General features: G+C 61.4%; 14 protein-coding genes and 1 pseudogene. 13 read left to right on the top strand and 2 right to left on the bottom strand.

All coding sequences use genetic code 11. The features are described 5' to 3' along the window. The first annotated feature begins 14 nt into the window (after positions 1 to 14). The 6 genes from NMG80_RS21500 (at position 15) to NMG80_RS21475 (ending at position 8179) form a co-directional block, all read left to right on the top strand. On the top strand, positions 15 to 1355 hold the full coding sequence (locus NMG80_RS21500) for an adenylate/guanylate cyclase domain-containing protein (RefSeq protein WP_254019974.1): 1341 nt from the start codon (positions 15 to 17) through the stop codon (positions 1353 to 1355). Between the two features lie 163 nt (positions 1356 to 1518). Further along, entirely contained in the window at positions 1519 to 3414 is a 1896-nt protein-coding gene (locus tag NMG80_RS21495; RefSeq protein WP_254019973.1) for an ABC transporter ATP-binding protein, read from the top strand. Further along, a complete protein-coding gene (locus tag NMG80_RS21490; protein ID WP_254019972.1) occupies positions 3411 to 5309 on the top strand; it encodes an ABC transporter substrate-binding protein in 1899 nt (632 codons plus the stop codon). The genes NMG80_RS21495 and NMG80_RS21490 overlap by 4 nt, the downstream gene beginning before the upstream one ends. A 2-nt stretch (positions 5310 to 5311) precedes the next feature. Further along, positions 5312 to 6310: an ABC transporter permease gene (locus NMG80_RS21485; RefSeq protein ID WP_254019971.1), complete on the top strand. Its 999-nt coding sequence runs from the start codon at positions 5312 to 5314 to the stop codon at positions 6308 to 6310. Further along, positions 6307 to 7488 (top strand): ABC transporter permease, encoded by a 1182-nt coding sequence (locus tag NMG80_RS21480; protein WP_254019970.1) that lies wholly within the window; start codon positions 6307 to 6309, stop codon positions 7486 to 7488. Before NMG80_RS21485 ends, NMG80_RS21480 begins: the two co-directional genes overlap by 4 nt. A gap of 211 nt (positions 7489 to 7699) precedes the next feature. After that, positions 7700 to 8179 carry a class I SAM-dependent methyltransferase gene (locus NMG80_RS21475; protein WP_254019986.1) on the top strand — a complete coding sequence of 160 codons (480 nt, stop codon included), beginning with the start codon at positions 7700 to 7702 and terminating at the stop codon, positions 8177 to 8179. Positions 8180 to 8191: 12 nt separating this feature from the next. On the opposite strand, the gene NMG80_RS21470 is transcribed toward NMG80_RS21475, so the two are convergent. Further along, positions 8192 to 9607: an adenylate/guanylate cyclase domain-containing protein gene (locus NMG80_RS21470; protein WP_254019969.1), complete on the bottom strand. Its 1416-nt coding sequence runs from the start codon at positions 9605 to 9607 to the stop codon at positions 8192 to 8194. A gap of 205 nt (positions 9608 to 9812) precedes the next feature. Here NMG80_RS21470 and NMG80_RS21465 point away from each other — a divergent pair, with 205 nt between their 5' ends. The 3 genes from NMG80_RS21465 to NMG80_RS21455 all read left to right on the top strand — a co-directional run bounded on the left by NMG80_RS21465 (position 9813) and on the right by NMG80_RS21455 (position 12824). Beyond that, on the top strand, positions 9813 to 10634 hold the full coding sequence (locus NMG80_RS21465; RefSeq protein WP_254019968.1) for a hypothetical protein: 822 nt from the start codon (positions 9813 to 9815) through the stop codon (positions 10632 to 10634). Positions 10635 to 10707: 73 nt separating this feature from the next. Further along, entirely contained in the window at positions 10708 to 11232 is a 525-nt protein-coding gene (locus NMG80_RS21460; RefSeq protein WP_254019967.1) for a GNAT family N-acetyltransferase, read from the top strand. 206 nt (positions 11233 to 11438) lie between these two features. Next, positions 11439 to 12824: a hypothetical protein gene (locus NMG80_RS21455; protein WP_254019966.1), complete on the top strand. Its 1386-nt coding sequence runs from the start codon at positions 11439 to 11441 to the stop codon at positions 12822 to 12824. A gap of 432 nt (positions 12825 to 13256) precedes the next feature. Here NMG80_RS21455 and NMG80_RS21450 read toward each other — a convergent pair whose 3' ends face one another. Further along, positions 13257 to 14453, bottom strand: coding sequence for an IS256 family transposase (locus NMG80_RS21450; RefSeq protein ID WP_254019965.1), 1197 nt, complete (start codon positions 14451 to 14453; stop codon positions 13257 to 13259). A 241-nt stretch (positions 14454 to 14694) separates the two neighbouring features. Here NMG80_RS21450 and NMG80_RS21445 point away from each other — a divergent pair. From NMG80_RS21445 to NMG80_RS21435, 4 genes and pseudogenes are all read left to right on the top strand, one after another. Next, a pseudogene (locus NMG80_RS21445) lies at positions 14695 to 15321 on the top strand (alpha/beta fold hydrolase); the annotation flags it as partial. A gap of 112 nt (positions 15322 to 15433) precedes the next feature. Further along, positions 15434 to 15613: an alpha/beta fold hydrolase gene (locus NMG80_RS37910; protein ID WP_436798650.1), complete on the top strand. Its 180-nt coding sequence runs from the start codon at positions 15434 to 15436 to the stop codon at positions 15611 to 15613. A 398-nt stretch (positions 15614 to 16011) separates the two neighbouring features. Continuing rightward, a complete protein-coding gene (locus NMG80_RS21440) occupies positions 16012 to 19311 on the top strand; it encodes an adenylate/guanylate cyclase domain-containing protein (RefSeq protein WP_254019964.1) in 3300 nt (1099 codons plus the stop codon). An 18-nt stretch (positions 19312 to 19329) separates the two neighbouring features. Further along, positions 19330 to 20010, top strand: a complete 681-nt coding sequence (locus NMG80_RS21435; protein WP_254019985.1) for a peroxiredoxin-like family protein — start codon at positions 19330 to 19332, stop codon at positions 20008 to 20010. The last annotated feature ends 211 nt before the right edge of the window (positions 20011 to 20221 follow it).

The following is a 20221-nucleotide window of genomic DNA, read 5'->3' as shown; positions in this document are numbered from 1 at the left end:
GGTCTCAAGATAGCATGAGCACAGCGCAAGCAGAAATTTCCACCATTCTCATGGATAAGGTTGCCGATTGGCTGACCCAATCGGCGCTGGCGGGCAATGACCTGGAAACATTGGTAAAGGGCTTTTGTGAACGGCTGGCTGCTGCCGGCCTGCCGCTGAAGCGGGTGCATTTGAGCTTTTCGATGCTTCATCCGCTTTATGACGCGCTTGGCTTCACCTGGCTTCGCGGCCAGGGCATGGAAGTGGAAGGCTTCCGCAAAGAGAACGGCGTTCATTCTGACAGATTCCTGACCAGCCCATACTACCATCTGCTCAGCAACAAGCTCGACCATCTGCGGCGCCGGCTCGACCCGTCGGGCCCATCGGAATTTCCTATCTTCGATGAACTCAGGCTTATGGGCGTGACCGATTACATGGCTTTCGTCCATCCCTTCAGCGGCAATACCAGTCAGGGCATGATCGGGTCCTGGTCCACCGACAGTGCTTCAGGCTTCAGCGACAGCATGATTTCAGCGCTGCTGCGCATCCAGAACCATCTCGCTATCGCAACCAAGATGGCGGTGCTCACCAAGCTGGCCGACAACATGATGACCACTTATCTCGGCGGCGACGCCGGCAGGCGGGTGCTGGATGGCCAGATCAAGCGCGGCGAGGGCGACACAATCCGGGCCGCACTGGTCATGGCCGATATGCGCGGGTCGACAAGGCTTGCCGAAACTTCCGGCCATGAAATCTACATCGATACGCTGAACCAGTTTTTCGATGCCATTGCCGCCCCTTTCAATCGCAGAGGCGGGCAGATCATGAGTTTCATGGGGGATGGCTTCATTGCCGTCTACCCTTGCGAGAGGCACCGCTCGCAGTCCGAGATTGCCTGCCAAGCTGCTCTTGCGGCAGCGCACAAGGCCACCGCGCGCATGATGGATCTCAATCTGCGCAGAAAGGAGCAGGGGTTGGCCGACATAAACTTTGGTATCGGCTTGCATGTCGGCAATGTGATGTTCGGCAATGTCGGACTTACCGACCGGCTAACATTCTCTGTCTTCGGCTCGGCTGTAAACGAGGTCCAGCGCCTCCAGACCCTGACCAAGAAATATCCGCACAGCGTTCTCGCCAGTAAGGACTTCGCCGGCTATTGCGGCGCCAACAGCTGGCTGACGCTCGGCAAGGAAGGACTGGCGGGTATCAAGCAGAAGCTGACGGTGCTTTCACCCGATCTGTCGGGTGCTCTCGCAATCGATGAAGACGGCACGCTGGAGCCGATTTACGACCGAATATCCGACGCCGAACAGGTCATGCTGCTTCATCGCGATGCCGCGCGGCTGTCGGTGGGCGACCCGAGGAAGCTCCAGTAACCGCCACGATCTGATCCGAACGCCTTGGTATGCAGTCCGGACGCCGGTTCCGCCACGGAACTGGCGACCGATTCGAATCCAAGTTGCTCTAGGCTGGCAATGCGCTAGTCTCGCTTTCTAGGCCTGCCGCCCGGCAGGCTGCCAGAGTGGGGCTGGTGTGAAAATGAATTCGGGTTTTGATCTGCTGCGGATCGAGGATGTTGGCGTCTCTTTTGCCATTGTCGGAGGACCGTTGCATGCCGTCAGGCGTGCAAATCTTCGCGTCCTGCCCGGCAAGGTTACCGCGCTTGTAGGCGAGTCCGGTTCCGGAAAATCGGTTATAAGCCAAGCAGTGATGGGCATTTTGCCGAAGACGGCCCATGTTCGCGGCCGTATCCTGTTTTCCGATCCTGAAAAGCCCGGCACGACGCAGGATATCCTGCAGATGCCGCGTGACGGCCCCGATATCCGAGCGTTGAGAGGCAGCCGCATCGGCAAGATCTTTCAGGAGCCGATGACATCGCTGTCGCCGCTGCACACGATCGGCAATCAGGTCAGCGAATCCCTGCAGATTCATACGCCCATGGCCCGGGCGGAGCGCAAGGCGCGGACCGAGGAAATGCTCGGCCTTGTCGGCTTTCCCAATCCCAAGCGCGCCTATGACATGTATCCCTTCGAACTTTCGGGAGGATTGCGTCAACGCGCCATGATCGCCATGGCGCTTATCTGCCGGCCCGCCCTATTGATCGCCGACGAGCCGACGACGGCGTTGGACGTCACCATCCAGGCGCAAATCCTTCAATTGTTGCGCGAGCTTCAGACCAAGCTGAACATGGCGATGCTGCTGATCACGCACGACCTTGGCGTGGTCGCCAATGTCGCCGACGAGGTGGTGGTCATTTACCATGGCGAGATCATGGAAGCGGGACCTGTCGAGGCGATATTCCGCCGGCCAGGCCACCCTTACCTGAAGGGCCTGATGGCAGCTGTTCCGCATTTCGACCTGAAGCCTGGCGAAAGGCTAAAGGCGCTCCGCGAGGTGCCGGTGAATGTCGGGAATCTGCTCGGCAAGCAGACGGCGCCGGCATCGAAGGGGCCGGACGACATCCTGCTGTCGGTCAGGGATCTGACAAAGACCTTCACCATCCGCAAGTCCGGATGGTTCGGCGGAGATCATCAAGCCTCTGTTCGCGCCGTGGACGGCGTGAGCTTCGATATCAGGCGGGGTGAATGCCTGGGTCTTGTCGGCGAAAGCGGCTCCGGCAAAACCACTGTCAGCAAGATCCTCATGCGGGCGGTCACCCCTAGCGGCGGCTCTGTGATCTTCAACGGCCGCGATGGTCCGATCGACGTCTTGGAAGCCGAGGGAGACGCCCTGCGCATGCTGCGCGCGAAATTCCAGATGGTGTTCCAGGATCCGGTTTCGTCGCTTTCACCTCGCATGACGGTGGAGAACATCTTGAGCGAGCCGCTGGAAATCCATCAACGTGGCAACGCCGCGTCCCGACTCGCCACGGTCAAGAGCCTGATGCAGGCAATCGGGCTCGATCCGCGCTTCATCAAGCGTTATCCGCACAGTTTCTCCGGCGGGCAGCGGCAGCGTATCGGCATCGCGCGCGCGTTGGCGCTGGGGCCTGAACTCCTGATCTGCGACGAGCCGGTTTCGGCGCTCGATGTCTCTGTCCAGGCGCAGATCCTGAACCTTCTGAAGGACCTGCAGAAGGAACTGGGCCTGACCTTCCTGTTCATATCCCACAACCTGGCGGTGGTGGACTACATGGCAGACCGCATCGCTGTCATGTGCGGCGGGCGTATCGTCGAACTCGCGCCGCGCGAAATTCTGCTTAGGAAACCGGTCCACCCCTACACGCGCTCACTGGTCGCCGCAGTACCTTTCCCCGATCTCGACAGGCCAATGGACTTCAAGACGCTGAAGCTCAGCGGCGCTTCCGACACCACCGCATGGGGACCGCAATTCCGCGACGAGGGCGACGAGGATATGCTGTCGCCGCTCGAACTTGGCGGCGGCCACCTGGTGCTGGCCCGGCGTACGGCCGATGTCAGCGAGTTACGCCATTGATCAGCCGGCGCACCGTCCTTGGACTTATGGCTTCGGCATTTCTGCCGGGCACGTCGCGGGCCGGCGATCTGGAGCCGGAATTTCTTCAGCCGCAGCTGAAGGCCAGGGCGCTGCCGGCACTCGCGGAACGCTTGCCCAAGAGCCCGCGCGTGTTGAACCTGGCCGCGATGGGCCGGCAGCCCGGCCAGTATGGCGGCACGCTGCGCACGATCATCGGCAGCCAGAAAGATATCCGGATGATGACGATCTACGGGTATGCTCGCTTGGTCGGCTATGACGAAAAGCTTAACTTGCAACCCGACATTCTCGAAAATTTCGCCGTAGCGGATGATCGCGTCTTCACATTCAAGATTCGGGAAGGGCATAAATGGTCTGACGGTAGCCTGCTGACGCCGGAGGATTTTCGCTATTGCTGGGAAGATGTCTGGCTGAACGATGAGCTTTCGCAAGGCGGGCTTGCCCCGACCCTGCTGGCGGACGGCAAGCCGCCACGCTTCGAGATCATCGATCCGTCGACGGTCCGCTACAGTTGGGATGCGCCCAATCCCGATTTCCTGCCCAAGCTTGCTGCTGCTTCGCCGCTATCGCTTGTTCTGCCGGCCGCCTATCTCAAGCAGTTCCACAAGAAATACCAGGATCCATCCCGGCTCGCCGGCTTAATGAAGGAGAATCGGGCCCGGAAATGGACGCTCCTGCATATCCGCATGTCGCGGCAGTATCGCCCGGAGAACCCGGAACTGCCGACGCTCGATCCCTGGCAGAACCGGACCAAGCCGCCGGCCGAGCAATTCGTCTTCGAGCGGAACCCGTTCTTTCATCGAATAGACGAGAATGGCCGGCAACTGCCCTATGTTGACCGGATCGTCATGAATGTCAGCTCGTCGGCGATCATTTCCGCCAAGTCCGGTGCGGGCGAGAGCGACCTGCAGAGCATGGGAATTGACTTCAGCGATTACTCCTTCCTGAAGGATGCGGAGAAGCGCTACCCGGTGAAGATGCATCTCTGGAAACGCACACAGGGTTCGCGGCTGGCGCTGCTGCCCAATCTGAATTGTTCCGACCAGGTGTGGCGTGGCCTTCTTCGTGACGTACGCGTGCGCCGCGCCCTTTCGCTCGCTGTGGACAGGCGCGAGATCAATTTGGCCGTGTTCTATGGATTGGCGCAGGAAAGTGCCGATACGGTCCTGCCGGAGAGCCCGCTCTACCGGCCGGAATTCGCGAAAGCCTGGGTCGCCCATGATCCCGACCAGGCCAATGCCCTGCTCGACGAGGCCGGGCTTCAGCCGGGTGACGATGACGGCCTCCGGATACTTCCCGATGGACGCCCGGCGCAGATCATAGTGGAAACGGCCGGCGAAAGCACGCTGGAAACCGACGCGCTCGAACTCATCACCGATCACTGGCGCAAGATCGGCATCGCCCTGTTTATCCGGACTTCGCAGCGCGACATCTTCCGCAGCCGTGCGCTTGGCGGCCAGATCATGATGTCGATGTGGTCGGGCATAGACAATGGCGTGCCGACCGCCGACATGAACCCGTACCAGCTGGCCCCCACCATCGACGACCAGCTGCAATGGCCGCTCTGGGGTGCTCACTACTTGTCTCAGGGCAAGGTCGGTGAGGCGCCCGATCTTCCGCCTGTGGTCGAGCTGATGGCTTTACTCAAGCGCTGGAACGCATCGACCGAAACCACGGAGCGCGCCGAAATCTGGAATTCGATGCTGTCGATCTACACCGATCAGGTGTTTTCGATCGGCACCGTGAACGGAACGCATCAGCCGGTTTTGGCGTCCTCGCGGCTGCGCAATCTGCCTGACAAGGCGCTCTACGGCTACGACCCGACCGCTTATTTCGGTGTCTACATGCCGGATACATTCTGGCTTGGAGAGTCCTGAGCGTGCTTCGATATTTTGTCTGGCGTATCGCAGTGATGGTTCCAACGCTGCTGGTCATATCGGCGCTGGTGTTCACCATCATCGAACTTCCACCAGGCGACTATTTCGACAGCTATGTTGCCGAGCTTCGGGCTCAGGGCGAAGCGGTGGATTCCGATCGCATCGAGATGATGCGCAAGGACTATGGTTTCGACCAGCCACCGATCATTCGCTACTTCTACTGGGTCGGCGACATGCTACACGGCGATTTCGGCTATTCCTTCGAATATGAGATGCCGGTTCGCGACGTCGTCGGGGACCGAATGTGGCTGACCGTGCTGGTTTCCTTCGTCACCATCATCTTCACTTGGCTCATCGCCTTTCCGATCGGCATGTACTCCGCCACGCATCAATACAGCTGGGGCGACTACGGCCTGACTTTCTTCGGCCTTCTCGGCCTTGCCATTCCGAACTTCATGCTGGCGCTGATCCTGATGTATTTCGCCAACATCTGGTTCGGCACATCCATCGGCCATCTCATGGACCAGCAATATCTCGGCGAGCCGATGAGCTGGGCCAAGGCGAAGTCGATCCTCGCCCATCTCTGGATTCCGGTCTTGATCATCGGCACCGGGGGCACGGCAAGCATGATCCGGCGGCTGCGCGCCAATCTTCTCGACGAGCTTCACAAGCAATATGTCGTGACTGCGCGCGCCAAAGGACTTCATCCGTTCAAGGCGCTGGTCAAATATCCCCTGCGCATGGCGCTCAATTTCTTCATTTCCGACATCGGCTCTATCCTGCCGGCCATCATCTCCGGCGCCGAAATCACGGCGATCGTACTGTCCTTGGAAACGACCGGGCCGATGCTGATCAAGGCGCTGCAAAGCCAGGACATGTATCTGGCAGGGTCGTTCCTCATGTTCCTCGCCTTCCTGACGGTCATCGGTGTCCTGATTTCCGACCTGGCGCTGGCGCTGCTTGATCCACGAATTCGTTTGCAGGGTGGCAGCACCAAATGAACACGCATTCGCCGCTGCCCGCTCCGGGTGCTCCGCTGCAACATTACGTTTCCAGCGCGCCCTTTGACCTGCAATCGGTCGAGGCGATGACGCCGGAGCAGTCGAAGGTCTTTCAGGCGTCGCAGTTGCGGCTGATGTGGTGGAAATTCCGGGAGCACCGGCTTGCCGTTATATCCGGCATACTCCTGGCAGTGCTTTATTTCGGAATACTGATCTGCGAGTTCCTGGCGCCCTACAACCTGCACACGCGCAACATGGACTTCATCTATTCGCCGCCGCAGCGGGTGCACCTGTTCCACGACGGCCAGTTCGTCGGGCCGTTCGTCTATGGCCGTCAGATGACGCTGGATATGGACACGCTCAAGCGGAACTACATCGAGAAAAAGGACGATGTTCAGCGGATCCGTTTCTTCTGCAAGGGCGACAGTTATCGGTTCTGGGGCCTGATCGAAGGTGACAGGCATTTTGTCTGCCCTGCCGTAAACGGCCAGCTCTTTCTAGCCGGCACTGACAGGCTGGGGCGCGATGTGCTCTCGCGCATCATCTATGGCGCGCGCATTTCACTGACAATAGGCCTCGTCGGCATCAGTTTCAGCTTCCTGCTCGGCATCGTCATCGGCGGACTGGCCGGCTATCACGGCGGTATCTTCGATCTGATCGTTCAACGGATAATCGAAGTTCTGCAATCGATCCCCAGCATTCCGCTATGGCTGGCTCTGGCGGCGATCATGCCGATAACCTGGAGCCCGATCCTGATCTATTTCGGCATCACCGTCATCCTCGGCCTGCTCGACTGGACCGGACTGGCGCGGGCCGTGCGTTCAAAGCTTCTAGCCTTGCGCGAGGAGGATTACGTTCTGGCCGCGCAATTGATGGGCGCCAGAAGCAGCCGCATCATCGGGCGGCATCTCATTCCCGGCTTCATGTCGCATCTGATCGCGACGGCGACGATCTCCATACCCGGCATGATCCTGGGCGAGACGGCGCTGAGCTTCCTCGGGCTCGGCCTGAGGGCGCCGATAACCAGTTGGGGCATCCTGCTGACCGAGGCGCGCAGCGTCAGCGTCATCGCGTTCTATCCATGGCTGCTTTTGCCGATGCTCCCCGTCATTCTCGTCATCTTGGCGTTCAACTTCCTCGGCGACGGCCTGCGGGACGCCGCAGACCCCTACAAGTGAGATCGCTATTCCGCCGCGCGCCCGGCCGCCGATTCCACCCGGTATGATCCTTGTCGGCAGCCTGTTCGGTTATTGCAGCGTTCATCCTTCGCCGTTATATGTGGCGAGACGCGATCGGGGTTTACCACGTCGCCCTCGGGCTTCACCCGTGAACCGTTCTGGTCGCTGGCATTGCCGATCTCTTGAGCTGGTTCAGGACACACAGACGCATATGACTCGCCTCGAGAATTTCATCAGCAGGATGACCGCACAGCGCGACATTCTCGATCAAGTCTGCGCCGAAGTGGCGAACATGGAAGGGCTGGTGCTCGAGCTCGGCCTCGGCAATGGCCGGACGTTCCACCATCTGCGCGAGCGCCTGCCCGGACGCCGTATCGTGGTATTCGACCGCGCACTTGGCGCACACGCCAGCTCAATTCCCGAAGCTGAAAACCTCGTGCTCGGCGAAATACGCGAGACGGCGAGCAGGTTCATTGGCATCGACGCGGCTCTTGTTCATGCCGACATCGGCACCGGCTATGACGATCGCGATGCAGTGACCTCTACCTGGCTTCCCGATCTGATCGCGCGCCTGCTTCGCGTCGGCGGCATCGCGGTCAGCGGCACGCCGCTCGATCACCCGCTGTTGCAACGCCTCCCGCCACCGCCTTCGGTGCCCGCCGATCGTTACTTTGTCAGCAGGCGCGTGTGAGGGGCCAAGTCTTCATGGAATAGTATAGACTGCTATCTCCCGCTCAATGCCGCGCAGCGAGACCTCGTGGGGCACGGGCGTCAGCGCGTTCCTGTGCAACAGATCGGCGGTGAGATTGTCGTCGACCACCGCACGAGTGGCGAAGATCGCCTGTGCGTTGGCAAGGTTCTGGACCCGCGAAGCAATGTTGACCGTCTGGCCGAAATAGTCCTGTCGCTCGTTCATAGACACGGCGATGCACGGGCCGGCATGGACTCCGATCTTGAGCAGCAGATCCTCGCGCCCGCTCTTGTCGTTGAGCGCACGCATGGCATCGCGCATCCTGAGGGCCGCAGCAATCGCACGATCAGGCGTTGCGAAGGTCGCCATCACCGCATCGCCGATTGTCTTCACCACCGCGCCTGCCTCCGACGCGACGATCTCGTGCAGAACCTGGAAATGCAGGCGCACGAGATCGAAGGCTGAAAGATCGCCCACCCGCTCGTAAAGCTCGGTCGATCCGCGCAGGTCGGTGAACAGGAAGGTCAGGCTGGTGATTTTCAGGCGCTGGTCGATGTCGAGCGTATCCGTGCGATAGAGATCGCGGAACGTCTGGTTGGTGAGCAGGCGCTTGGCAGTCAGGAAGGGCCGGCGTTTACCCAGGAAATCATGCAATTCCTGGCCAGCGATGAAGACCGTCGGCAGCACGCGGGTGTCGGTCCTGTTCTCCAGCGAAATGCGCAACGGGCCGGGTTGCATCTCCAGCGTCTGGTTCTGGACATGGTCGCGATCGAAGACCAAAGAGAGGCTTCGGCGCTCTTTTGTTGGTTCGCCCTTCCCGTCGATGAACTGCGCTGAATGGGTGACCGGCTCGAAGACGATGACGAATTCAGACGGAAGCTGTATGGGCAGAACCGCCTTTTCACCGGGGGCAAGCTCGATATCCTCCAGCGAGAACGCTTCTATCTTTTTCGCGAAATCCTCTTCCGGCAGATCGACGCCGGACGCCCAGTAGATCTGGCGGAAATATTCCACCAACGGCAGTTCGTGTGGATTGTGGGCGGCAATCCTGCGCACGCGAGGACTGACGGTGAATGTCACCTCGACCATCTCGTCGAGGGTCGGCGAATAGCCCTCGGAGCACAGCGCGCAGGTGTATTCGTCCTTCTGCAGGGTTTTCAGCGTGGCGTTGGTGTCGAGCACGCCGCCACAGCCGGGGCATAGAACATTCCAGGAAATGTCGAAGATGCCCACCCGCGCCGCATGGAGAAAGGCGCTTATGGCGCGTTCCTCGTCGAGGCCATGCTTGCTGGCGAAGGCTGGCGCATTGATGCGGCAAAGTTCGCGGTCCTTGCCCTCCGCGATGGTTCGCTTGATCGCGTCGATTGCCTGCGGATCGACATCGGTCGATTGCCGCAGAAGCGAGAACAGATCCTGAGCTTCGTTCATCGTGCAGGCTCCGGAAAATGCACCCCCGAGGCGTCTTGGCCGGACCGGTCTCGGGTCCGAATGCTCCATCTTACTTCGAAACGGACCGTACGGCCATTCGAATAGATCAGCCTGGTGACAGTTCAATTTCCATTCGGCGGATTTTCACCGACCGCAAGCGGCACTATGATGGTCCATGGGGCATTCATCTTTGGGACGTTCTCCCATGCCGGCATCCAACAACCCGCCATTTCCCGCGGCCCTGCGCCTTTTCTCTGTGGTGGTCATCGTCGTGCTGATCGTAGGCGCCGGCCTGTTTTTCGCGCCTGTGCTGGTCAAGCCGCGCTGGCCTTGGGCCGTGACGCCGTTCAATGCCCGCTTCCTCGGCGGCTTCTACACCACCGAAATGGTGGTGATGGCGGCGCTGCTGGTCTGGAACCGCTGGTCGCCTGGCAGGCTCGTGCTCGTCATGGCCTTCATCTTCACCGTCATCGTGTCGGTGGCTTCGTTCATCAATCTCGGCTATTTCAACTTCGAGCGCAAAGCCCCTTGGCTCTGGTTTTTGGTCTATCTCGCTTCGGTCGCGGTATCCGGGCTGTTCCTGTGGCGGGCCAGGGCCCGTCCTTCTGCAAAAGGCGTGATCATAAACCCCGCATGGCGCGGCTACATGCAGGTGGAATCGGCGATTCTCGGGCTCTATGGCGTCGGCCTGTTGCTGTTTCCCCTGACATTCGGCGGCTTCTGGCCATGGCCGATCGACACCTTCCACGCCCAGGTCTACAGCGCCATCTTCCTCGCCGGTGCGGGCGGGACATATCTCGTCTGGAGAAGCGCGCCGCGCGAGGAGCTGCTGGTGCTCGGCCTGGCGCAGTTCCTGGTTGGCCTGCTTGCCATCCTTGGCCTCGTCGTCACCGACGCTGCGGTGCAGCGGATCGACTGGACGGCGACCGGGACATTGTGCTGGCTCGCCCTTTTCGGCTGGATCGGCATCAGCGGCGTCTTGAAACTCTACGCCGCCTCCCGGTATTTTAGCTCGCAAGCGGCATAGGTTGCGGAAACGGCTGGATTTTCAGGTGACGTCCGGTGCATCGTGCCGGGCCGATTGCTTTGCCGGGAGCGTCATGACCAGCACGACCTCGCCATCGTCCGAGAAAATCCAGCCGCAGCTCCGGTCCGTCCGGCCAAGCGATGCGGAAGCGCTTTGCGCTATCTTCAACATGCCGGGTTTCCGCCGGGGCACGCTCAGGATGCCCTTCGAGAGGGTGGAGCTGGTGGAGCGGCGCATCGCCAAGTCCGGCCAGGAAACCACCTGGATTGTTGCCGAGTTGGACGGCAAGGTCGTTGGCCATGGCAGCCTGGTCGTGCAGGGTTCGCCGCGCCGTTCGCATATTGGCGAGATCATTATCGGCCTTGACGATGCCTTTGTTGGCAAGGGCATCGGCTCTGCCATACTTGGCGCACTGCTTGACGTGGCCGACAACTGGCGCGCCCTGAAGCGGGTCGAATTGACCGTCTATGCCGACAACGAACCGGCCGTCCGTCTCTACACAAGCCACGGCTTCGAGGTCGAAGGCCGGCATGTGAAGGCCGGTTTTACCGACGGACAGTACCACGACCTCCTGAGCATGGCCCGGCTGCGATTCTGAGATCCGCTGTTTGGCCTTAACTGTTTGGCCAATCCAACAATCGTGCCGAGTCGGCGAACAGATGATTGCTCATGGAAAACCTCGTAAGATACGGTCAGTCTCGTCTAACACCATCTTGATCGAGTTGACGATCCATGTGTGGGCCGGCCGTATCAGCAAGTCTGGTCTCCCTTGGCGTTTGCACCGCAAGCGGCTAGACGGGACCAATGACCGCCGTCTTTGAGCCAAGCCCTACGCCTCCGGCGGACGTTCTGGCTGTGCTGTCGCTGCTCTGCCCGGAAGTCGCGCGGGACATCGAGCAGAACTGGAATGCACCGGTTTCCGATTACGCCCGCCATCTGTGGCGGCCGGTGGCAAGGCCTGCATCGGGCCCGGCGATCGCTGCCCGCTCGATCCTGCGCGAAGTCCTCCATCAGCGCCTTGGGGTGATCATGCAGCCTGAAGAGATCGGCAAGGCCCTTGAAGAGTTTGAGCACAGACCGGTGATTCAGTCCGGCCTGCACTGCCTGCTTCTGATGGACCGGATCACTTTCGATGCCCTCCTGCTTGCCTGGCTCGGCGCGGTCGAAAACGGGCTGTCGGCCTTCTTCGGCTTCGTGGGAACGACGATGACCATGGAGACAATTGGCCGGGAGGGGCCGGGATGGCTCGATGTCGGTGACGACAAGGTCAACCTGTTTGGCATGGGGCGCCACAAACTGTGCCGCAAAAGCGCCTGCGTGGCCGGTCCCGTCGCCCTCAACAAGCGCGCGCTCGAGGCGGTGGGCGATGAAACGGATGCCAGCCGCTGGCTGGGCACACTGCTTGCCAGCCAGGACAAGGTGTTTGGAACCGCCGCCGATGCGCTGACAGCCCTCAACGAGGATCTGGTCGCCGATTGGGATCGTTCCGGCATGGCCCTGCCGGTTTTCATCGATGATCGGCTCGCCGCGGCTGCCGTGGCGCGGCATCTAGAACATGATGGCAGCCTTCTTTGCAGGCTGCTCATTGAGCCCGCAAGGCGCCAGCGTCTCGAATGTGCCTTGCAAGCGGCCGCATCGAGCCCATTTGGCAGATTCCTGCCCAATGCCACGGCCTATTTCTGGGGCATCCGCGAGGAGCGCGTGCGCAAGCTCGTCCTCGAGAACGGGCACCTGATCGAGCCTGGCAGGCCGCATGGTCTTTCCATCCCGTTCGAGCGGCCGCGTCTCAAGCAGGCGCTGCTGGACGGCGTGCTGCTGCCGAACTTGTTCCTGATGTTCCTCGTCCTTGCCATATTGCCGCGCGTGCGGGTTGTGGGCGGCCTGAGACAGATTGGTTATGTAGCGCTTTTCCACTCGATCCTGCTGGCTGCGCTAGATGAAAACGCGCCGGAAGAGCGCGATCTGGCTGCGGAGCTGCAGGTTCGGGAGAATGCCTGGGGCATGCGGGTCATCGACGAAAAGATCTCGGTCCGCGAGCAGCTTGCCGGCCTGCCGGAAGGGGCGCTCTTCCCGGACCTGCTCCGGCAATACCGTTTGCGGACATTTGCTGAGACGACCGACGACCTGAAACTGGTTCGCGAAAACCCCCGATGGCGCAAGATCGGTCAGGCAGAGATCAAGGCGAGCTGAGCTTTACTTCAAGTTGATTTTCTGGTGCGCAAGCGACGGCGATCTATCGGTAAGCCTCGGGCGTCTGATCCGGCCGCTTCCTTGACGCTGATGCCTTTCGGTGAGAACTGGAGCGTCAGGCTGATAATTTGAGGGTCAAGGGTTTCAAGCCCTGTCCCTCGATGGAGCCTGATTTGTCTCAACGGCGCGGATGCGCCATGAGCGCGCATTCACATACCACATAGCGAAGGTCGCGACCCGACTACGTTGCGGACGTTGAAATCGAGGGGCACTGCCCGGTGTGAAGTAGGAAAATCCGCGGACACAGCGAACGCCGTTCCGGTAACTCTGGGCGAGCCTTGATGGAAGTGCTATGCTCGGCCTCTCGCGAGCTGCGTCGAACGCAGGTGGTTGTGTGCGTCAAGTTCTGCAAAAGGGCGGCCCTGGTGCTGGTCATGCGGCTTGGCGCAGAGCGAGCTTCTTGTGCTCGCGCAGGTCGTCCATGTTGATGTAGCGGTTGGCCTCCATCCAGTTTTCGTTGGTTTCGACGGCCAGTGCCCTGACTAGGCGCAGGCAGTTCTGTGAGTTTGGAAAGATGCGCACGACATAGGTGCGCCGGCGGATTTCCTCGTTGAGGCGTTCGAGCATGTTGGTGGACTTCAAGTGCTTGTGGTGCTGGCGCGGCAGACGGAAGAAGGTCAGCGTGTATTCGATGGTTTCCTCCACCCACGTCGTCAGTCGCGGGTAGCGGGCCGACCATTTGGAAAGCCATGCGGCGAGATCGGCCTTGGCCTCGGTGAGATCGCGCCGGTCGTAAAGCCATCTGAGTTCCTGCAGGCAATCGTCGCCGTGCTTGCGCGGCAGGTGATCGAGCGCGTTCCTGAGGAAGTGCACGTAGCAGCGCTGCCATGCCGCTTCCGGGATCACCTCGCCGATCGCCGCGACCAGGCCGGCATGATCGTCGGACACGACCAGTTCGACGCCCTTGAGGCCGCGCGCCTTCAGTGAGACGAGGAAATCCCTCCAGGCCGAGCGGCTCTCGCGATTGGCCATCTCCACGGCCAGGATCTGGCGCCTTCCGTCCCAGTCGATGCCGACAGCGATCAGCACCGCCTGGCTCATGACGATGCCGGCCTCTCTGACCTTCTCGTAGCGGGCATCGAGGATGAGGTAGGCAAACGGCTCTTGAAGCGGGCGCTCGGCAAACGCCTTCAGGCTCTCGTCCAAACGCTTGTTGATGGCCGAGATCGACGAGGCCGAGAAGGCATGACCGCACAGCTCTTCCGTGATCGCCTTGACCTTGCGGGTCGACACGCCCTGCACATACATCTCCGCAAGCGTCGCCACCAAGGCCCGCTCGGAACGCTGGTAGCGCTCGAACAGCTCGGTGGAGAAGCGGCCGGCCCGGTCTTGCGGAACCCGCAGCTCAAGCTTGCCGACCCGGGTGACAAGGGTGCGGCCGTAATAACCCGAGCGGTAGCCGAGCCGATCCGGTGTGCGCTCGCCCTTCGAAGCACCAAGCGCCTCGTCCATCTCGGCCTCGAGCACCTCCTGCATCACCGCACGGATCACTTCGTGCAGACCCTGCGGGTTCGAAAGCAGAATGTCTTTGACGGCAGCGCTAGCGGTCTTACTTTCAGTCTTGGTCATGGTGGCGTTCCTTCGCGGGAATCAGGTGACGTTGAACATCACCAGCCTGCCATGACCGCCCTCTCTCAGCGAATTTGCAGAACTCTCAGCACACTACCACGCAGGTCTCATTGGCCCGCAACCGGAGTGCCTATGGCTGCCTCTCCTGACTATGGCGAGACGTTAGCCGGTCGATTCCGGGCGGAGGCGAGCTATCTCGTGATAAAAGCCTTACCTCCTGACGCTCAATCGGAGACCTCCCATGCGGTGCCTATTCGCTACGACGTTCGCGCTGCTGTTGATGGCGCTCCCGGTTCACGCACAGCCGCCTGAGTTCCCCGCCGCGTTCAAGACGCGCGAGATCGCGACCAATGGCACCATGCTCCACGTCCGCACGGGCGGGCAAGGGCCGGCCGTCGTCCTGCTGCACGGATATGGCGAGACCGGGGACATGTGGGTGCCGATGGCGGTGGACTTGGCAAGGGATCACACCGTCATCGTGCCGGACCTGCGGGGCCCGGGGCTGTCGGCCAGGCCCCCGGGCGGTTACGACAAGAAGACGCAAGGGGCCGACATCGCAGGCGTTCTCGACGCGTTGAAGATCGAGCGCGCCGATCTGGTCACCCACGATATCGGCAACATGGTCGGCTACGCCTTCGCGGTACAGAACCCGCAGCGGGTGACCCGCTTCGTGCTGATCGACGCACAGTCCCAGGCATTGGGCCGTGGGAGGAAATCCTCAAGAACCCGCTCCTCTGGCACTTCCGCTTCGGTGGGCCCGACATGGAGCGGTTGGTCGCGGGGCGGGAGCGGATCTATCTCGACCGCTTCTGGAACGAGTTCTCGGCCAATCCAGCGCGGTTCACAGAAGCCTCGCGGTCCCACTATGCCGAGCTTTACGCCCAGCCGGGCGCCATGCACGCCGGCTTCGCCCAGTTCGCGGCGTTCGACCAGGACGCCATCGACAACAAGGCCCACTGGCCGCCAAGGGCAAGCTGTCCATGCCGGTGCTGGCGATCGGCGGCGAGAAGTTGTTCGGACCGATGATGGCTACGGTCATGCGTTTCGCCGCGAGCGACGTGACCGAGGGTGTGGTCCCCGACTCCGGCCACTGGATCATGGAGGAAAATCCGCAGGCCACGCTTGCGATGATCCGCGGTTTCCTCGGGTCGAGGCCATGAGCCTCGGTCAGGTTGCCGCCCTGACCCGGCGCAGATTGAGGTCTCCGAGATGGTGATCCGCTGCTGCCGCTAAGCGGTCGTCCACCGCAGCTGCGTCAAGGGCCGCTAACCTCCTTGGGAGGTTTTCAACGCGGGCCGATGTCGATCCAGCCCAACCCTCGTGCCGCGGCCCGCATCGAAAAACCTTCACCCTTAGGAACGTTGGGCAGCCGGCCCAGCAAAGTCCACAACGGGTCACAGAGCGACGCTTCCTGCTCGCGTCGCTCTGCCTGCTCTCACAGGTGCCCATTTGCGCTACCGCTTGCTGGCCGACGGCTATCGGTTCATTCTTGTGAATACCTTGGCCGTGAAGTGCGTAGCGAGATCACCCGTCACGGCCCCTAGTGAGGTCTTGTCCGATGGACTGCTCGGGCTGCGGTTTCGAGGTTGAGCGCGGTTACGCTTTCTGTCCGAGGTGTGGCAGGCGCCAGCCCGTGCCATGCGCCAGTTGCGGCTACCCCTGCGCACCTGATTTCGAGTTCTGTCCGAAATGTGGGGCAAGCGTCGGTGCGCCCGCAAAAGCCGTCGAACGGCCTGCTCCGACGCCAAGCCGGACCATTGTGCCGCCTTCTCGAACTCCGTCGCTGCTTCCGAACATCGAAAGCGAAGATGGGCTGCACCCCGTCTCCGACGCCGATCGCCGGACGGTAACGGTCCTGTTCGCCGACCTTTGCGGCTTCACGACACTCAGCGAGCAGCTCGACCCCGAGGTCATGCAAGCGCTGCAGAACCAACTGTTCAAGGAATTGACGGCGGCCGTGCGAAACTTTGGTGGTTTCGTCGACAAATTCATCGGCGATGCACTGCTCGCTTTGTTCGGTGCGCCGGTCGCGCATGAGGACGATCCGGAACGTGCGCTTCGCGCCGCTCTCGACATGATCGCCCGGACGGCGCGGCTCGGCGAAAGCACCCGCCACTCCGGCTCGCCTCTGTTACTCCACATCGGCATAAACACTGGTCCCGTCGTTACTGGTGGATTGGGCATCGGCACCGCCAAATCCTATTCGGTGACCGGCGACACCGTGAATACGGCGCAACGCCTGCAATCGCTGGCCGCACCGGGTGAGGTGCTGGTAGGCGAGCTCACTCACAGGCTGACCCGGCATGCCTTCTCTTACGAGTCGCTGGGTGACGTCGTGCTTCGCGGCAAGGCTGGCAGTGTGCTCGTCCATCGACTGGATGCACCGCTTGCGGCGCCGCGTGCAGCGCGTGGGCTCGAGGCGCTCGGCCTCAGCGCGCCGATGATAGGTCGTGGTGCGGAGCTCAATAGAATGCTGGCGAGCCTTGACCAGGCGTGCGCCGGCTCGGCCCAACTTGTCCGCCTCGTCGGAGACGCCGGTATCGGGAAATCGCGGCTGGTGAAGGAGTTCGTCGCCCGCGTCGGCGACGAGGATCGTTTTCGCGACGTCGCCGTGCGGCTGGCCACGTGCTCACCGCTGGGCGAACAATCGTTTGGCGCCTTGGGCGCAGTGGTGCGCAGCGCTGCCGGGATGATGCAAAACGACAATGGGGACGAAATGCGGGGGAAGCTCGCAGGCTTGCTTACCGATCTCGGCCTGCAGGGCGAGGAGGCGAAGCGGCTGATGCCTTTGCTCTACCATGTGCTCGGCCTTGGCGACCCCGATGCCACCTTGCAGCATGTCGAGCCCGAGCAGCTGCGGCGGCAAATTCTCTACGCAGTCCGCACAATCATCGAACGGCGGCTTGCGCTGTCGCCGCTGTTGATTGTCGTCGAAGACCTGCACTGGGCCGACGCCGTGTCGCTCGAGGCACTACGTTTCGTGATGGACAGGTTGGAACGCACGCGGTTGATGTTGCTGGTCACGCATCGTCCGGCGCCGGACAACGACCAGCTCGACTCAAGTCGGGTCAGTCACACAGCGCTCAGGCTTTCGTCGCTCAACAATGATGACGGACGCAGCCTGCTGGCGGCGCTTTTCGGCGAGAGCTGGGTAAACTCCGCAGGAGGGCTTCTCGACCAGATCCTTGAGCGCGCGGGCGGCAACCCCCTCTTTGTAGAGGAGATCGTCCGCGGCCTTATCGATCGCGGTGTACTGATGCGCGAGGGCCAGCAATGGCGGACTGTGGCAGGCGAAGTCGCAACCGGCATCCCCGCCACTATCCAGGCTATGTTGCTTGCTCGCGTCGACCGGCTGCCCCAAGAGGTGCGCCGGTTGGCCCAGGAAGCCGCGGTAATCGGCCCGCGCTTCGATGCCACGCTTCTGAAAGCCGTGACATCCGACCCCGGCCGGCTAGAAGCCGGCTGCGAACTGCTTTGCGATGCGGAAATCATCGAGGAAGTTGCCGGATCAGGCTCGGTCTCATCGCAAAGCTACCGCTTTACGCAAACATTGCTGCAGGACGTGATCTACCAGAATATGCTCCTGCAACGCCGGACCGACATCCACGGGCGGGTCGGTGCTGCCTTGGAGCAACTGTGCGGCGACAAGCCGGAACGGCTCGAGGATTTGACCGTGCTCGGTCATCATTTCGCACAGAGCGCCGAGCGGGAGAGGGGCGCGCATTACCTGCAGGCGGCGGGCGATCGCGCTCGCATGATATACGCCAACGACGACGCCCTTCGTTTCTATGAGCGAGCACTGACTGCGTTGAGCGCGATCGGGCAAACACCGCTCAAACTGGCAATTGCAGAGCGCATTGCCGATTTGAGCGGCCCGATAGGCCGCCGCGAGATCGCGCACCACCACTACGAGACTGTGTTACAGGCATACCGCGAGTCAGCCAATCGTGTCGCGTCGGCGCGAGTTTTGCGAAAGGTCGGTCGGCTGCTCTGGGACGTCGGCAAGCGGGACAACGCAGAAGCCCGCTATGCTGAAGCGGCAGCGCTCCTCGATGGAGCGGATGCCCCGATCGAGCAGGCGCATCTCTGGCAAGAACGTGGCCGACAGGCGTTCCGTAGCGGAGATCACGCTCTCGCGGCAAAATGGGCAGACGCGGCGCTGGATTGTGTAAGCTCTCTGACGACGGAGCATGTCTCCGAGGTAGGGTGTGATGCCACTCTAGTGACCGCCGAGGCACTTAATACCAAGGCTGTCGCGCTGGCTCGCCTTGGGCGAAACCGTGAAGCCGTGCTTCAGGTTGAGCGTAGCATTGAATTGGCCGAAGCCGCCGGTCTACTGGGCGCGGCCTGCCGCGGCTACACCAATCTCGGCGTGCTTTACACGACCATCGATCCGGCACAGGCGATGGAGGTCTGTCGGCGCGGTCTTGAAGTGGCGCGCCATATTGGTGACTTGGGTTTCCAGGCGCGCCTCCTCGCCAATCTGGCGGTCGCTTGTTGTACTTTCACGGATCGCTGTCCAACGGAGGGCGTGCCTGCTGCCGAGAAGGCCATCGAGATCGACCGGGCGCTCGACCAGCGCGAGCACCTGCCGGTGCCGTTGATCGTGCTTGCGCAAATCCACCAGTGCCACGGCCGTCCGGAACTGGCGGTAGGCTTGTTCCACGAAGCACTGGACGTAGCCCGCGAAACGGGCGAGCCCCAACTGCTGTTTCCGTGCTATGATGGTCTCGCAACGCTTAATCTCGACCTCGACAATCTGGCCGAGGCCGAACGCTACTTTTCCCTGGCGCAGGGTATATGCGCCCAGCACGGGCTCGACCCGGAAGCGCTTGTGGTGCTGCCTTTTCTCGATTAGCCGGGTTGGAGGTTGGAAATGTCCGCGCGTAGTGATTTGGTACCGCTTCAACCGGGCGACCGTGCGCCGAACGTGGTACTCGACGCCATTACCCAGGAAGGCAAGATCGCGCTTGACGACTTTCGCGGACAAAAACCGGTGCTGGTCGCACTGTTTCGAGGTCTGCATTGTGCGTTTTGCCGGCGCCATATCGCCGCCCAGGCGCGGCTTGATCCGGAGCTGCGCGAAAAGGGCGTGGAGAGCCTGACGGTGGTCAACACGCCGATCGAACGGGCGCGTCTCTATTTCCGCTACCACCCGATGCCGAATCTGCTTGCGGCCTCCGACCCTGAACGCGCTTCACATCGTGCTTTTGGACTGCCCAATCTCGAATTCACCCAAGACGAGACGAACTGGCCGTACAAGGTCTCGATGGCAGCGGTAAAGGATATGCGGGTCGACATACCCAGCGAATTGCCCGGTCCTATGGATCCTATTACGGCCGGCGAGATCCTCGACAAGAGGGACCATTACGAACTGACTGAAGCCGACGAGCAGATGATGGCAACGGGACACGGACAACTGGTCGGTCAGTTTCTACTGGACCGGCAGGGGATCGTCCGCTGGAGCTTCACGGAGGTTCCAGAGGGTGGGCGATACATGTTTGGGGTGCCAAACCCGCAGGAGCTGATGTCAGCCGTGTCCCAAGTCGCCCAATAGACTTGCGAACGAGGTAAACGGGGCGGGACACTGATCACCGCTCTTCGAGCACGGCCTCGACCCTGGCAACAAAGTCATCGAGTGAGCGATCCCCGCGAATCTCGATGCGCGGAAGGTCGATGGGATCGCAATCGAGGTCCGCCGGCCCGTGTCTGCCGCCGAAGCCGATCCGATAGCCGCACTCCTTGGCCAGCCGGCCAAGCCGTCGGTC

The sequence above is a fragment of the Mesorhizobium escarrei genome (genome assembly GCF_935825525.1).
Classification (GTDB): Bacteria; Pseudomonadota; Alphaproteobacteria; order Rhizobiales; family Rhizobiaceae; genus Mesorhizobium; species Mesorhizobium escarrei.
This window is presented reverse-complemented; position numbering and strand designations above follow the sequence as displayed.